The 14,886-nt window shown below is 72.0% G+C and carries 10 protein-coding genes; 8 read left to right on the top strand and 2 right to left on the bottom strand.

The features are described 5' to 3' along the window. The first annotated feature begins 146 nt into the window (after positions 1 to 146). Positions 147 to 689, top strand: coding sequence for a hypothetical protein (locus AB0J58_RS16825; RefSeq protein ID WP_364216228.1), 543 nt, complete (start codon positions 147 to 149; stop codon positions 687 to 689). Between the two features lie 85 nt (positions 690 to 774). Here the strand turns inward: AB0J58_RS16825 and AB0J58_RS16820 are convergent, their stop codons facing one another. Then, positions 775 to 1,995, bottom strand: coding sequence for a cytochrome P450 (locus tag AB0J58_RS16820; protein WP_364216224.1), 1,221 nt, complete (start codon positions 1,993 to 1,995; stop codon positions 775 to 777). Between the two features lie 458 nt (positions 1,996 to 2,453). On the opposite strand from AB0J58_RS16820, the gene AB0J58_RS16815 reads away from it, so the two are divergent. The 7 genes from AB0J58_RS16815 to AB0J58_RS16785 are packed head-to-tail and all read left to right on the top strand — an operon-like array spanning position 2,454 to position 13,458. Beyond that, on the top strand, positions 2,454 to 3,272 hold the full coding sequence (locus AB0J58_RS16815) for a class I SAM-dependent methyltransferase (protein WP_364216221.1): 819 nt from the start codon (positions 2,454 to 2,456) through the stop codon (positions 3,270 to 3,272). A gap of 10 nt (positions 3,273 to 3,282) precedes the next feature. Continuing rightward, positions 3,283 to 4,158 carry an NAD(P)-binding domain-containing protein gene (locus tag AB0J58_RS16810; RefSeq protein ID WP_364216218.1) on the top strand — a complete coding sequence of 292 codons (876 nt, stop codon included), beginning with the start codon at positions 3,283 to 3,285 and terminating at the stop codon, positions 4,156 to 4,158. Positions 4,159 to 4,166: 8 nt separating this feature from the next. Further along, the gene (locus tag AB0J58_RS16805) at positions 4,167 to 6,053 is read left to right on the top strand and encodes a non-ribosomal peptide synthetase (RefSeq protein WP_364216215.1); all 1,887 of its coding nucleotides are present in this window, start codon (positions 4,167 to 4,169) and stop codon (positions 6,051 to 6,053) included. Beyond that, positions 6,050 to 10,582 carry an SDR family NAD(P)-dependent oxidoreductase gene (locus AB0J58_RS16800; protein ID WP_364216212.1) on the top strand — a complete coding sequence of 1,511 codons (4,533 nt, stop codon included), beginning with the start codon at positions 6,050 to 6,052 and terminating at the stop codon, positions 10,580 to 10,582. Before AB0J58_RS16805 ends, AB0J58_RS16800 begins: the two co-directional genes overlap by 4 nt. Beyond that, the gene (locus AB0J58_RS16795; RefSeq protein WP_364216209.1) at positions 10,579 to 11,364 is read left to right on the top strand and encodes an alpha/beta fold hydrolase; all 786 of its coding nucleotides are present in this window, start codon (positions 10,579 to 10,581) and stop codon (positions 11,362 to 11,364) included. The genes AB0J58_RS16800 and AB0J58_RS16795 overlap by 4 nt, the downstream gene beginning before the upstream one ends. After that, on the top strand, positions 11,361 to 12,578 hold the full coding sequence (locus AB0J58_RS16790) for a cytochrome P450 (RefSeq protein WP_364216206.1): 1,218 nt from the start codon (positions 11,361 to 11,363) through the stop codon (positions 12,576 to 12,578). The genes AB0J58_RS16795 and AB0J58_RS16790 overlap by 4 nt, the downstream gene beginning before the upstream one ends. A 31-nt stretch (positions 12,579 to 12,609) precedes the next feature. Continuing rightward, positions 12,610 to 13,458 carry a methyltransferase domain-containing protein gene (locus AB0J58_RS16785; protein ID WP_364216203.1) on the top strand — a complete coding sequence of 283 codons (849 nt, stop codon included), beginning with the start codon at positions 12,610 to 12,612 and terminating at the stop codon, positions 13,456 to 13,458. Here the strand turns inward: AB0J58_RS16785 and AB0J58_RS16780 are convergent. Further along, positions 13,432 to 14,682, bottom strand: coding sequence for an FAD-dependent oxidoreductase (locus tag AB0J58_RS16780; protein WP_364216200.1), 1,251 nt, complete (start codon positions 14,680 to 14,682; stop codon positions 13,432 to 13,434). The two genes, AB0J58_RS16785 and AB0J58_RS16780, sit on opposite strands and share 27 nt — an antisense overlap. Positions 14,683 to 14,886 lie beyond the last annotated feature (204 nt).

Below are 14,886 nucleotides of genomic sequence, written 5' to 3'. Positions count from 1 at the left end.
AGTATGAACATCTCTGATTTTTCGCGAATAGTCCGATTGTGTGTTTTTCTGGCAGCTGCCAGAATTTCTCGTTCTTTGGTTTTTTTGTTGCTTCGCTACGGGTATTTCGGCCACGGAAGTAGGTCGTCCTATGAATGGAGCAAATAATGGCTATAGACGCTATTGCCCGCAAATCGGACCACTGGTTCAAGCTGGTCGACGTCAACGGAGACGGCAGGATCCAGCACAGTGACCTGCAGGCTCTGGCGGACAGGACCCTCAAGCACTTCGGCTACGAGAAGGGATCCGCCAAGGGACGCCGCCTCACGGAGGCGTACGACCGGGCCTGGGTGGCCATGGCCGAGGCCATGGACGCCGACAGGGACGAGGAGATCTCCAAGGAGGAGTTCCGCTCCTACATGGAGAACAACGCCAAGAAGGAGAACGCCGAGAAGCTCCTTCGCCCGGTGACCGATGCCGAGTTCGCGGCGGCCGACGTCGACGACGACGGACTTCTGTCCCCATCCGAGTACGCGAAGCTGCTGCAGGCCTGGGGGCTGTCCAGCAGCGAGGCGGAGAAGGGGGCGGGCAATGTCGACACCAACCGCGACGGCCAGATCAGCAGCGAGGAGTACTTCAGGGCCTGCCGTGACTTCTTCGTCGGCGAGCTCACCTCCCGTACCGGCCAGGTCTTCGGTCAGGTGAAATAGCCGGGGTGACGAGGGTGGCGGTCGTGCGGTCGGCGACCGCCACCTTTTTCGCGCGGTCCGCCTCCGGCGAGTGCCGGGTGCGGCGTCACCGGGTGACGGGCAGTGTCTCCACGCGGCGGATCAGCAGATCCGAGCGCCACGGCAGCTCGTCGTCCGAGACGGCGAGGCGCATCGGCGGGCCCTCCGACAGCGAGGAGATCGCGACCCCTATCAGCATGCGCACCAGGGGCGCCCCCATGCAGTGGTGCGTTCCGTACCCGAAGGACAGGTGCGGGTTGGCGCCGCGGTGGAAGTCGAGCTCGCCCGGGTCGGCGAACACCGACGGGTCGCGGTTGCCCGAGGGAAGGGCGGGTAGCACCTGCTCTCCAGCGCGCACCAGCGTGCCGCCCACCTCCACGTCCTCGGTGGCGTAGCGGGCGAAGGTGACGTGCGAGGGAAACGGCGCGTAGCGTATGAGTTCGTCGACGGCCGCCGGGATGAGACCGGGATCCGCGCGCAGCTCCTCCAGCTTCCCGGGTGAGGTGAGCAGGAGATAGAAGGCGTTCGTCAGCTGTGTCGAGACGTTGTCGACCGCCAGCAGGATGTCGTTGACCAGTTCCTTGATCTCCGCCTCGGCGAGCCCCCCGTCCTCGGCGGGAGCGCCGTCGGGACCCTCCTCGTCCAGGGCGTGGGCGAGGACGCTGACGAGGTCGTCCCTTGGCTCCGCGCGCCGGGCGGCGATGAGCCGGTCGGTGTAGCGGGAGATCTCCTCGACCCTGGCCTCCACGACGTCGGCCGCCAGCGCGGTGCTCGCGAACCCCTCGAACCAGTTCAGGAAGATCGCGAGATCCTGCTTGGGAATCCCGATCAGCGGGCACAGCACCTCCACGACCAGCGGCTTGATGTAGTCGCCGACCAGGTCGTGCGGGGGAGGCGTGTCCGCGAACCCGGCCATGAGCGTAGCGGAACGCCGCTCGGCGATCGATCGGAGCAGGTGGATCCGCTCGGTGTTGAACCTGAGCCCGCTCGCCAGCACCCGCCGTAGCCGGGTCTGCTGCGGCGGGTCGGTGTTGAGGATGCTGTCCTGGAGCGGCAGGACGGTGAGGCGCGCCTCGTCGCCGCCGGCGGGGGGCGTCCGGACGAAACGGCGGTCGCGCAGCACCGAACGCATGTCGTGGTAGCGGGTCACCAGCCAGGCGTCGTCACCGTAGGGCGGGCGGACCCTGGTCAGCCCCGGCCGCTCGCGGCACCGCGTGTATTCGGAGTCGACGTCGAGACGGATGGGCTTACCGAAAGGGTAGTCGACGGGCTCGGGAATGATGTCCACGGTCTCTCCGGTGAATGACTCGGTTCGCTGGCTTGGGTTCAAGTCCGGAACCGGCCACCGCGCCGGACCTCGGCGTCGCCGTTGACACCCGTCAGCCTGAGTCGGTCATCCGTTTTGTGGGCAATGGTGCCGTCGTTTGGTTCACCATCCGCGGAGGCGGCCCGGCTTCCGTAGCGGAGTTACCCGTGGGGCGGGAAAGGCAAAACCAAGAAAGACGGATCCCCCCTTTGTCGATAAATGGTTTTATGGCGAAAGAGGGGCGTGCCGGTACCGCCGTTCGTGGAAGTGTTGACCCGAGTGGGTGGAAAACCGATATTCGAGGTCGTCGACTGTGTCGACCCCCGCTGCTACTGTTTCGCTCGGCCGGGGAATTGATTCGATCGGCAATTTAAGCTTATTGGCGCCGGTTCGGGAGGTTTCTCATTTCTGGTCTGAACGGTGAGGACTCCGAACTCCGGGTGGACGCGGGAAACGTCAGAACGGCTCCCTCGGAGATCGAGTCGACCTACAACGAGATCGCCGCACTGGTGGGCGAGACGGCGGGGCCCGACCGGCACTACGGCTTCTGGGCGGGGCCCGACGACGACACCACGATCTCCGAGGCCACGGAGCGGATGACCGACTTCGTGCTGGCCCGGCTGGACGTGGGTCCCGGCTCACAGGTGCTCGACGTGGGCTGCGGCAACGGCCGTCCGGCGGTGCGCCTGGCCCGGACATCCGGGGCACGGGTCGTCGCGATCGACATCGACCGGCAGGCACTGCGCAACGGGGCCGAGCACGCCGCGGCGCACGGGATGGCGGAGATGGTGGACTTCCGGCGCGTCGACGCGCTGGACCTGCCGTTCGCCCCCGCCTCGTTCGACGCGGTGCTGGCCTTCGAGGTCACCCCGCACTTCGACATCGCCGATCTCTACCGGGGCATCGCCAGGGTGCTGCGTCCGCGGGGGCGCCTGGTGGTCGAGACGCCCTACCCGCGGGTCCCGATGACGGAGGAGATCCGCGGGCGCATCGGCCCCTATCTGGCCATGCTGAACGCCGTGTCGCTCGACACGCCCGAGGACCACCTGTCGGCGGCGCGGGAGGCGGGGATGGCGATCACCGAACTCGTCGACATCACGGAGAACGTGCGCGGTTCCTTCCCCCGGCTCGTACGGGCGCTCCGGAGGCGGCTTGAGACCGGAGCCGGCGCCGAGCTGCTGCTCGACACCTTCGCAGCCTGGGCGGACGCCACCGAGGTCGGTGGAGTGGTCATGACCTTCAACAGGATGGAGCACTGACATGGCGGACATGACAGTCATCGGAACCGGCGTGATCGGTTCCGCGGTGGCGCGGGCCTGCGCCGACTCCGGCCTTGAGGTCTCGGTCTGGAACCGCACGCCCGAGCGGTCGGAGAGGCTCGCGGGAAGGAACGTCCACGTCCACGAGAAGGCGGCCGCCGCGATCGAGGCATCCCCGATCGTACTGTTCTGCCTGCTCAACTACGAGGTCACCCACCGGGTCCTGGACGAGGCCGCGGCCGATCTCTCCGGCAGGCTCGTCGTGCAGAACGCCAGCGGCGTCCCCGACGACGTCACCCCGCTGCGAGCGCGGGTCGAGGCCGCGGGAGGCAGATACCTGGAGGCGGCGATCCTCAACTATCCGGACGCCATCGGCACCGAGGACTGCTTCACTGTCTACGGCGGGGCGGCCGAGGACTTCAAGGAACTGGCGGGCGTGACCGAGGCGCTCTCCGGCAAGCAGGTGCGTCTGGGCTCCGACCCCGGTTACGCGAAGGCCTACCACGTCGTGTCCAGCGCCTTCTACTACGCGTTCGTCAACGGCTTCCTGGAGTGCTCGGCCATCGCGGAGAGCCTGGGCGTCCCCCTCAACGACTTCGCCGAATCCGTGCCGCTCTACGACCCCGGTTTCCAGAACACGATCGGCGTCGGCCTCGGGCTCATCGCGCGCCGCGACTACACCTTCGAGCAGGCTCCGCTGACCTCGCACCTGGACGTCCTCAACAACCTGACCGGCATCGCGGAGCGGGCCGGGATCGACCAGTCCTACCTGGGCGTGATGCGCGAGCGCGTGCTGAAGGCGATGGAGCAGGGCTACCGGCGCGAGCACGTGGCGGTGCTCACCGAACAGTTCCGCAGCCGCCGAGCGGCCGTCCATAACCGCTGAGGGGAAACATGCACGGGTTTGAACCGGTCGGCGGCGCGGCCGGTGCCGACCGCCTCTTCGAGAGATGGGCCGAGGCCGCGCCCGAGCGTGACGCCCTCGTCCACCCGGGCGGGCGGATGACGTACGCGGAGCTGCGCGAGCACGCCACGGTCCTGGCCGGTGAGCTCATGGCGGCGGGGGTGCGGGCGGGCGACACGGTGGGGGTGCTGATGGAGCGCTCCTTCCTGCTGCCCGCCGTGGTCCTGGCCATCTGGAAGGCCGGTGGCGCCTACGTGCCCCTGCCGCCGTCGCACCCGGTGGGACGGAACGAGCTGGTGCTGTCCGACACCGGCACCCGGATCGTCGTCGCCGACCGGGACCCGGAGGAACTGCTGCCGGGATGTGGCCTGCGCTCCGTACGGCCGGGCCTCGAAAGGCCGGAGCCCGCCACGGGATCGGCGAGGGGAGACGCCGCACCGGCGACCCGGGCCGACGGCCTCGCCTACGTGCTCTACACCTCCGGATCGACCGGTGCGCCCAAGGGTGTGCTGGTGGACCACGGCGGCGTGACCAACCTGGCGGAGGGGCTGCGGCTGCTCTTCGGCGACCTCGAAGGGGCCCGCGTCCTGCAGTTCGCGCCGTTCACGTTCGACGCCTGGGTCTGGGAGTTCGCGATGAGCCTGCTCAACGGCGCGACCCTGTGCGTCCCCGAGGCCGGGGTGTCGCTGTACGGCCGAGAGCTGAGCCGCGTCCTGTGCGAGCTGGACATCACCCACCTGTCCGGCGCTCCGTCGCTGCTGGCCACCCTGCCCGAGGACGTCCCGGTGCCGGTGACCACCCTCACCTCGGGCGGCGAGGCGCTGCCGGAGTTCCTGGTGGAGCGGTGGGCGCCCAGGGTACGCCTGTTCAACGCCTACGGTCCGACGGAGGCCACCGTGTCCGCGACGGCGGGGCGCTGCCGGCCGGGGGTGGGCAGGCCGTCCGTCGGACGCCCGCTGGCCGGGGTCGAGGTCCACATCCTCGACGCGGCGGGTGACCCGGTCGCGGAGGGGGAGACCGGCGAACTGTACGTCGGAGGACGCGGTGTGGCGCGGGGATACCTGAAGCGGCCCGACCTGACGCGCGAGAGGTTCGTCCCCGACAGGTTCGCGGGGCGCCCGGGCGCGCGCCTGTACCGTACCGGCGATCTCGCCCGGCGGCTGGGAGGGGGAGAGATCGACTTCGTGGGGCGGATCGACGAACAGCTCAACGTCCGGGGATACCGGATCGAACCCGGCGAGGTCGAGGCGGCCCTGATGCGCCACCCGCGCGTCACCGGAGCGGCGGTGACCACCACCGGTGAGGAGACCGGAACCGCCAGGCTCACCGCGTACGCGCAGCTCTCGCGGGGACCGGGGGTTCCCGCCGGTGAACTGCGCGAGCTGCTCGCCGGCCAGCTCCCCCCGTACATGATCCCGTCGCTCTTCGTGACACTGGACCGGCTTCCGCTGACCCCCCACGGCAAGGTCGACCGCGCGGCGCTGCCGAGCCCGGCGGGCGGCCGGCCGCGGCACGGCCACGCGGTGTCCTCACGCCGGGGAGAGCGGCCGGGAGAGCGGGAGGTGGCCGAGATGGTGGGGCTGCTGCTGGGACTCGACGAGGTCGGCGCGGAGGAGAACTTCTTCGAGCTGGGCGGGACCTCGGTCGACCTCGTCACCCTCCAGGCCGACATCCACGAACGCCGGGGGGTCCTGCTCCCCGTCGCCGACCTCATCGCGGCCCCCGACGTGCGGTCGCTCGCGGCACTTCTCGACACGCGCGCCGGGGACCGTGACCGGTCCGGGCGAGACCTCGCGACGGCCGCCGCGAACAGGAGGAACCTGCTCGCCGGAAGCCGGTCACTGGAGGAACGCCGCTGGAAAGGACGACAGAGTTGAAACCGACGAACGCGGACGGCGCCGACATCGCGGGTGCCGGCGTCTCGGGTGCCGACATCGCGGTCGTCGGCATCGCCTGCCGCTTTCCCGGCGCGCGCGACACCGCCGAATACTGGCGCCTCATCGCCGAGGGCCGCCGGGGCATCTCCGAGCTCACCCCGGACGAGCTGCGGGAGGGCGGGGCGAGCGAGGCACGCCTCGCCGATCCCGAACTCGTTCCCGCCGGTGGCATCCTCTGGGACGCCGACCGGTTCGACGCCGCCTTCTTCGGCTACCCGGCGCGCGAGGCGGCCCTCATGGACCCGCAGCAACGCATGTTCCTCGAAGCCGCCTGGCACGCCCTGGACGACGCCGGCCACGCGCCCGACCACTTCCCCGGCAGCATCGGCGTCTACGCGGGGCAGACCCTCGGCACGCACCGGGACAGGGACCGCGGAGCCTTCCTCGGCACCTCCGCGGACCTCCTGGCGGCCGCCGACGACAAGGACTTCCTCTCCACCCGGGCCTCCTACAAGCTCGGCCTGACCGGGCCGAGCATCACCGTGCAGGCCGCCTGTTCCACCTCGCTCGTCGCGATCCACCTCGCCTGCCGGGCGCTCATCACCCACGACTGTGACATGGCCCTGGCCGGCGGGGTCTCCTGGACGCCGCTGCGCAGGCAGGGCTACCTGCACCAGGAGGGCGGCGTCTGGTCCGCCGACGGCCATGTCCGGTCCTTCGACCGGGACGCGTCGGGGTTCGTCCCCGCGGACGGCCTCGGGATCGTGGTGCTGCGCAGGCTCGGGGACGCCCTGGCCGACGGCGACCGCGTCTACGCGGTGGTCACCGGAAGCGCGGTCACCAACGACGGTTCGGACAAGCTCAGCTACGCGGCACCCGGTGTCCGCGGCCAGCAGGCCGCGGTGGAGGCCGCGCTCGCGGTCTCCGGCGTCGACCCGGACACCGTCGGCTACGTCGAGGCCCACGGAACGGCCACGGCGCTCGGAGACGCGGTGGAGGTCACCGCGCTGACCCGGGCCTACCGGGCGGCGGGGGCGACCGGGCGCGGATACTGCCGGCTGGGCTCGGTGAAATCGAACATCGGGCACACCGACGCGGCAGCCGGAGTGGCCGGTTTCATCAAGGCCGCGCTGATGGTCCGGCACGGCCGGATCCCGCCCAGCCCCGTCGTCTCGCCGCACCCCAACCCTGAGATCGACTTCGAGACGAGCCCGTTCCGCCTCGCGGTGGAGCAGGAGGACTGGCCGCTCACGGATGTTCCCCGCCGGGCGGCCGTCAGCTCCTTCGGCATCGGCGGCACCAACGCCCACGTGATCCTTGAGGAGCCGCCGCCGCGCCCGCCCACCGCCCCGGCCCCTCCGTGGCAGCTCGTCGCGCTGTCCGCGCGTGACGAGACGGCCCTCGCCGAGATGGCCGGAGCCTGCGCGGACGCCCTCCGCGACGTCTCCGATCCCGAGTTCGCCGACCTCGCCCGTACCCTCGCGGCCGGCCGCCGCCATCTCCCCTTCCGGTACGCCGGAGTCTTCCGCGACCGCTCCCACGCCGTGGCGGAGCTGCGCGGGCGCGCGACCGGCGGAACCGCCCCCGCCGTCCGCGCGGGCAACGCCGACGTGGTGTTCATGTTCCCCGGCGGAGGCACGCGGTATCCCGGGATGGGGCGCGAGCTCTACCAGGAGGAGCCGGTCTTCCGCGCGGCCGTGGACGAGTGCCTGGAGCTGCTGCCGGACCGCTCCGCCGCCGGGCGGTTGGGCGCCCTGTGGACGGACGAGCCCGGCGCGGCGCCGGTCCCCGTCTCGGACACCCTCCCGGACGGGGAGAGCGATCCCGCCCTGGCGCTGCCCGCCGTGTTCGTCATGGAGATCGCGCTCGCCCGGCTCCTCATGTCGCGGGGGGTGATCCCCGCCCTGCTGATGGGGCACAGCCTCGGTGAGTACGCGGCGGCCTGCGTCGCGGGTGTCATGTCGCTGCGCGACGCCCTCGCCGTCGTGTCCAAACGCGGCGAGCTGCTGGCCTCGCTGCGCGACGGGGCGATGCTGGCGGTTCCGGCCTCCGAACGGGAGGTCGAGCCCTTCCTCGGAGAGGGGGTGTGCCTGTCGGTGGTCAACGGCCCGGCGTCCTGCGTGCTCGCCGGCCCCGCCGCCTACATCGCCGAGGTCAGGGAACTGCTGGACCGGCGTGGGATCACCGGCCGCCTCCTGCCGCTCGGCACCGCCGCGCATTCGGCCCTGGTCGACCCCGTACTCGGGGAGTTCCGCGGCTTCATGGCCGGGATCGAGCTGCGCGCCCCCTCGATGCGCCTGGTCTCAGGCGTGACGGGGACCGGAGACGCCGACTTCGCCGACCCCGAGTACTGGGTCACCCATCTGAGGGCGACGGTCAGGTTCGACGCCGCGCTCGGCCACGTCCTGGCCGACGGGCCGAAGATCCTCGTCGAGGTGGGTCCCGGTACGACGCTGAGCACGCCGGCCCGGGCGAGGGCGGGCACGGACTCCGTGGTCGTCAACGTCACCCGCCATCCGCTGGAGGAGCGGGCCGACCGGGAGGTCCTGCTCCGCGCGCTGGGCCGGTTGTGGGAGGCGGGCGTCGAGGTCGACCTGCCCTCGCTCTGGCCGGAACGGCGGCTCCGGCTGCCCGCGGTGCCCTACCCCTTCGCGCCCACCGTCACCCGCCCGCCGGACCCGGCGCGCGGCACGGAGCCCGCCGCCTTCTCCGGTGCGGAACGCTCACCCGGCGGCCTGTACGGGGTCACCTGGAAACGCGCCGTGGAGGTGCCGGCGGATCCGGGGCCGGAGGTGCGGGAGCACCGCTGGATCGTGCTCTCCGACTCGTCGTCCCTCGCCGAGGCGATCGTCGCGAAGCTGGCGGAGTACGGGGCCACCACGGTGGTCGTCACCCCGGGGCGGGCGTTCCAGCGCGCGGCCCCGGACCGGATCACGATCGACCCCGGGTGCGGGGAGGACTACGAAAGGCTCCTGAAGACGGTGGAGGCCGACGCGGCCGGACCGCCGCGGATCGTCTGCCTCTGGGGAGCGTCACCGCTCTCGCGGACCTGCCCGCCGCTGGGCCACGTCGTCGGCCTGGCCCGTGCCCTGAGCGGCCGGCCGCGGGCCGATCTCTCCCTGGTCACCAGGGGGGCCCTGGAGATCACCGGGAGCGAGCGGCTCGACCCGCGCGAGGCCCTCACGATCGGAGCCGCGGGGCCGCTCCGCCATGAGCTGGCCGACGCGCGCATCCGGCTCGTGGACCTGGATCCCGGTGACGGAAAGGAGCACGGGACCCGAGCCGCGGAGCTCCTCGCCGAGCTCTGCCGCCCCTCACCCGAAAACCCGGGTGAGGACCCGGTCGGCCTGCGGGCGGGACACCGCTGGCTGCGCCACTTCGAGCCGCTGCGGGTGACACCGGGAACGGGCCCCCGGATACGCCGGGGCGGGACCTATGTGATCACCGGGGGGACGAGCGGGATCGGGCTCCGGCTGGCCGGGCACCTGGCGGACACGTACTCGGCCCGGCTCGTCCTGATCGGGCGCGGAGCGTCCGGGGAGTTCCCGCCGCGCGGTGGCGAGGCGACGACTCTCCTTGAGGGCCGGGGAGACGAGGTCCTGGTACGCGGCGCGGACGTCGCCGACGCCCGGCGCCTCAGGGAGGTTCTCGACGAGACGCGGTCACGGTTCGGCGAGATCCACGGAGTGATCCACGCCGCCGGTGTGCCGGGGGGCGGCATGGCGGAGTTCCTGACCGAGGACGACGTCGCCGCCGCGCTGCGGGCCAAGACCGAGGGGACCTCCACCCTGGTCTCCGCTATCCGGGAGGTCGGCGCGCTTCCCGACTTCGTCGCGCTGTTCTCCTCGCTGGCCTCGTTCTCCGGGGTTCCCGGACTCACCTGCTACGGGGCGGCCAACGCCTTCCTCGACACGTTCGCCCTCTGCGCGCGGCGGGACGGCCTGCCGGTGCTGTCGATCAACTGGGACCGCTGGAACGGGGTGGGAATGGCCCGTGACATGGAACGGCGCCACCGCGAGCTCACCGGTGAGGGGCTGAGCGGCGGGTTGAGCCCCGAGGAGGGAGTCGCGGCCTTCGAGAGGTGCCTGGCGGCCCTTCCCCTGGGACAGGTGGTCGTCTCCTCCCGGCCGCCGGAGGGCGCGGGGCAGGCCGCGCGGCGCTCCGCCGTGCCCGCCGCCCGGTCACGGCCGCCTCGCCCGCGCCACCCCGCCGCGCCGTCCGCCGGCGGCACCGACGAGTGGAGCCCGCGCGAGCTGGAGCTGCTGGCCGTCTGGCAGGACGTGCTCGGCGTCGACACGATCGGGAGGCGCGACGACTTCTTCCTCCTGGGCGGTCACTCGCTGAGCGCGCTGCAGGTGGTCCAGCGCTGCAAGGAGCGATTCGGGGTCCAGCTTCCCGTCAAGGCGCTGTTCGTCGCTCCGACGATCGAGGGCCTGGCGAAGGCACTCGCCGCGACCCGGGCGGACGGCGAGGGAGAGGCCGGGGCGGGTGGTCCGCGCCCGGTTCTCGAAAGGAGCGATCTGTCATGACCGAGACGATCCCAGCCGATCAGTGCATGTGGCTGCGCCGGCGGCAGGTGCTCGCCGAGCCTCGGCTGCGCCTGGTCTGCTTCCCCCACGCCGGGGGGTCGCCGAGTTTCTACCGGGGATGGCAGGACCACCTGCCCGAGGACGTCGAGCTGTCCGCCGTGTGCTACCCGGGCAGGCAGAACCGCATCAACGAGCGGCCGATCGACCGGATGGAGCCTCTCGTCGACCAGGTCTGCCGGGTGCTCCTCTCCCTGCTCGACCGCCCGTTCGCCCTGTTCGGGCACAGCATGGGCGCCGTGGTCGCCTACGAGGTCGCGGTCAGGCTCGCCGTGGAGCACGGGATCTCCCCGGCGTCGCTGCTGGTGTCCGCGCACGCGCCGCCGCACCTGTGCGCGAGCGACGCGCGGCGGATCCCCATCGGCGACGACCAACTCGCCGAGCAGGCCGCGGCCGCGGATCCGGCGCTGCTGCGCTTCCCCGAGCTGATGGACCTGGCGATGATCGCGCTGCGGGCGGACCACGACCTGCTGCACGCCTACCGGCCCGCCTCCACCCCGAGGATCGCCGCTCCGATCACCGCCTACCTGGGGACGGACGACCGGCGCGTGAGCCACGACGAGATGCGCGCCTGGAACCGCGTCGCGGCCGCGGGGTTCGAGCTGCTGACCTTCCCTGGGGACCACTTCTACCCGGTGGGCGCGGAGGCGGCCCTCGTCACCGACATCGTGACCCGCCTCGGCGACACCGGCGTGCGGCGACTCTCCTCCTCCCCGCACGCGTGACAACCGTGATCGACGACAGCCCGCCGGTGCCGCTCTTCGTCCGCCGCTCCAGCGTCTGCCCCCTCGACCCGGCCGAGGAGTTCGCCCGGTTGCGGGCCGAGGAGCCGGTGGTCCGGGTCACCCTCTCGACCGGGGCGAGCGCGTGGCTGGTCACCCGCTACGCCGACGCCCGCCGCGTGGTCGCGGACCAGTGGCGATTCAGCTCCAGGGCGGCGGTCGACGGCCCGATCCCGCCGCCGGAGCCGCCGGGAGGGTTCCCGCCGCCGCGCCCCGGCTTCTTCTCGACGTACGCCCCCCGCGAGCACGCGCGCCTCCGGCGGATGCTCAACGCGGAGTTCGGTGCCCGCCGGCTGCGGGCGCTGCGCCCGCGCGTCGAGGCCGTGGCCGACGAGCGGATGGCGGCGATGCGCCGCTCCGGGCCCGGCGCCGACCTGATCGCGGACTTCGCGCTCCCGGTCCCGGCGCGGATCTTCCTCGAACTCCTCGGAATCCCCGAGCCCGACCGGGAGCACCTGCGGCGCAACGCCGACGTCCTCCTCGACTTCGCCCCGAGGCCGCTGGAGCAGGCGGCCGCCTTCGCCGAGCTGGACACCTACCTGAGCGCGTTCGTCTCCCGGTGCCGCCGCGATCCCGGCGACGGCCTGGTCGGCAGGCTGATCTCGTCGTACGGCGCGGATCTCTCCGACGTCGAGCTGGCCGGGATCGCCGCCCAGTTGCTGCTCGCGGGGTACGCGACGACGGCCGGCACGATCGGGCTGGGAGCCCTGCTCCTGCTGCGCCACCCGGACCAGGCCGCGGCGTTGCGCGACGGTTCAGCCGACGTGGACCGCGCGGTCGAGGAGATGCTCCGCCACCTGTCGGTGGTCTCCTTCGGCAAGGTCTTCACCGCCGAGGAGGACGTCACGGTCGGCGGCCAGGAGATCCGGGCGGGGGAGTACGTCCTGTGCTCCCTGCCGTCGGCCAATCGCGACGCCGTCCTGGGGCCCGACGCCGACCGCTTCGACATCACCCGCGAGCCGCTGCCCCATCTCGCCTTCGGGCACGGCGCCCGTTACTGCCTGGGCGCCGAGCTGGCCAGGCTGGAACTACGGGTCTGCGTTCCCCGCCTGCTGAACCGCTTCCCCGGCCTGCGGCTGGAGGTCCCGTTCGAGGAGCTCCGGTTCACCCCGATGAACGCGGCCTACAGCCTCGAATCACTGCCGGTGTCCTGGTGACCGGCGAGCCGGATCGGTGTACGGAGGAAAGATGCCCAGCACGCCCTGTCCCGCCACGGGTTCCTACGACTACCTGGCCTCGCTGACGGAGAAGGTCGGCGGGCTCGACCTGCACTACGGCTACTGGTCGGGGCCCGACGACGACACGCCGATCGAGGAGGCCACCGACCGGCTGACCGGGGTCGTGGTCGACCGCCTGGACGCGCGGGCCGGTGAGCTGGTGCTGGACGTGGGTTGTGGGAACGGGCGTCCCGCGGTGACGGTGGCGGAACGCACCGGGGCGCGGGTGACGGCGATCGACGTCGACGAGCGGGCGCTGGAACGAGGGAGGGCGTGGGCGCGCGAACGGGGCGTGGAACCGCTGGTCTCCTTCGAACGGTGCGACGCGCTGGCCATGCCCTACCCCGACGGCGCGTTCGACGCGGTGCTGGTCTTCGAGTCGACGCCGCACTTCGCGCCGGAGCCGCTCTTCGCCGAGCTCGTCCGGGTGCTGCGGCCCGGTGGCCGGTTGGTGGTGGAGGCCCCGTGCCTGCACGTTCCCGTCACCGGCGAGCTGCGGCCTCGGCTGGCGGCGTACTTCGAGATGTTCCAGGTCCACTCCATCGAGCAGGCCGGGGCGTATGTGGAGATCCTGCGCGCCGCCGGTCTCGGCGTCGACGCCGTCGAGGACCTCACCGAGTACACCGAACCGTTCTACCGGCGGATCCTGGAGCGGCTCGACACCCATCGCGCGGAGCTGGCGGCCGAGTACGGCGCGGGGACCGTGGCCTGGATCCGCGACGGCATCGCCGACTGGGCCACGATCCCCTCGGGCAGTGTTCTGATCACCGCCCGCGGGCCGAACCGTCCCGCCTCAGCGGACGGGGTCGAAGTCCCGTAGGGCCGCGGGCTGCTTTCCGGTGGTGATCTGCTCGGCCAGCATGCGACCGGTGACCGGTCCGTGGGTGAACCCCCACATGCCGTGGCCGCCGGCGACGTACCTGCCGGGGGCGCGGGTGGCGCCGATCAGCGGCCTGCCGTCGGGGGTGACGGGGCGCGGGCCGACCCAGGTGTCGGTGCGCTCCTCCCAGGAGACGCCGCTGAGCAGCGGCCGGGCGGACGCGATGATCGCGTCGACGCGCCTCTGGTACAGCGGGGCGTCGGCGTCCCGGAACTCCATCGTGCCGGCGACGCGCAGCTTGCCCTGGTAGGGCGTGCAGGCCACCCGCACGGCGGGCAGGTAGATCGGCCCGGGCACGGGCTCGTCCGTCGGCACGGTGAACGAGTAGCCGCGTCCGGCGCGTACCGGAACCCGGACGCCCCAGGAGGCGCCGAGCTGGTTCAGCCACGCGCCGGTGGCCAGCACGACGGCGTCGGCGCTGACGGAGTCCCCGTCAGCCGACCGGACGGCGATCCCGCCGGAGTGGGAGTAGACGTCGATCACCCGGAAGCCGGACCGGATCGTGGCGCCCCGGGCGGCGACGGAGCGGGCGAGCGACCGGGTGAACTCCCCGGGGTCGACGTAGCGCTGCCCGTCCAGCCGGATCCCGGCCCGCGCGCGCGAGGAGAGCTGCGGCGCCTGCCTGCCGAGGTCGTCACCCTCGAACGCGCTGTACTTGATCTCCAGGCCGGACTCGTTGATGCGCCGAAGCTCGTGCAGGAGCGCCACCGCCTGCCGCGGGGTCTCGAAGGCGGCCATGATCGGGGCCTCGACCGTGGGGGCCTCGACGCCGTTCGCGGTGAGCACGTCGAACGCCTCCAGGCACTCCTCGTTGAACGGGAGGTTGGCCCGTACGGCACGGCCCCAGGACTTCCAGCTGCAGTTCGCGGCGAACCGGGTGAGGAACGACAGCAGCGCCGGGTCGGGGGTGGCCGGGATGTGCAGTGGGGCGCTCGGGTCGAGCAGGGAGCGCAGGCCGTAGCGGAGGACGCCGGGCTCGTTCAGCGGGATGGCCAGCCCAGGGGAGAGCCAGCCCGCGTTGCCCCACGACGCGCCCGCGGCCACGTCGTCCCGGTCCACGACCGTGACCTCCACGCCGCGCTCCTGCAGGAACCACGCGGTGGACAACCCCACCACGCCGGCGCCGATCACCACTGCCGTACGCGGCCCACCGTCGATGCCCATGACCATTTTCTCCACTCTGATATTCATTGCCTCTTTCGAGGATCGCTGGCCTGGCCGGAGAGTGGTGTGTGCATTTCGGACAAGCGCAATGGTGTGTTTTGTCGTGCGAGGACAAGCGCCGGGGGCTGGGCCCCGGATCCGGCGCCCACCGCCGCTCCCTCCTCCGCTCCGCGGGGCACCGGCCGGCCGGTGCCCCGCCGCGGG

Source organism: Streptosporangium sp. NPDC049644, from assembly GCF_040675205.1.
GTDB lineage: Bacteria > Actinomycetota > Actinomycetes > Streptosporangiales > Streptosporangiaceae > Streptosporangium > Streptosporangium fukuiense.
Note: the sequence above shows the minus strand (reverse complement) of the source record. Positions and strands in the feature narration are given on the sequence as shown.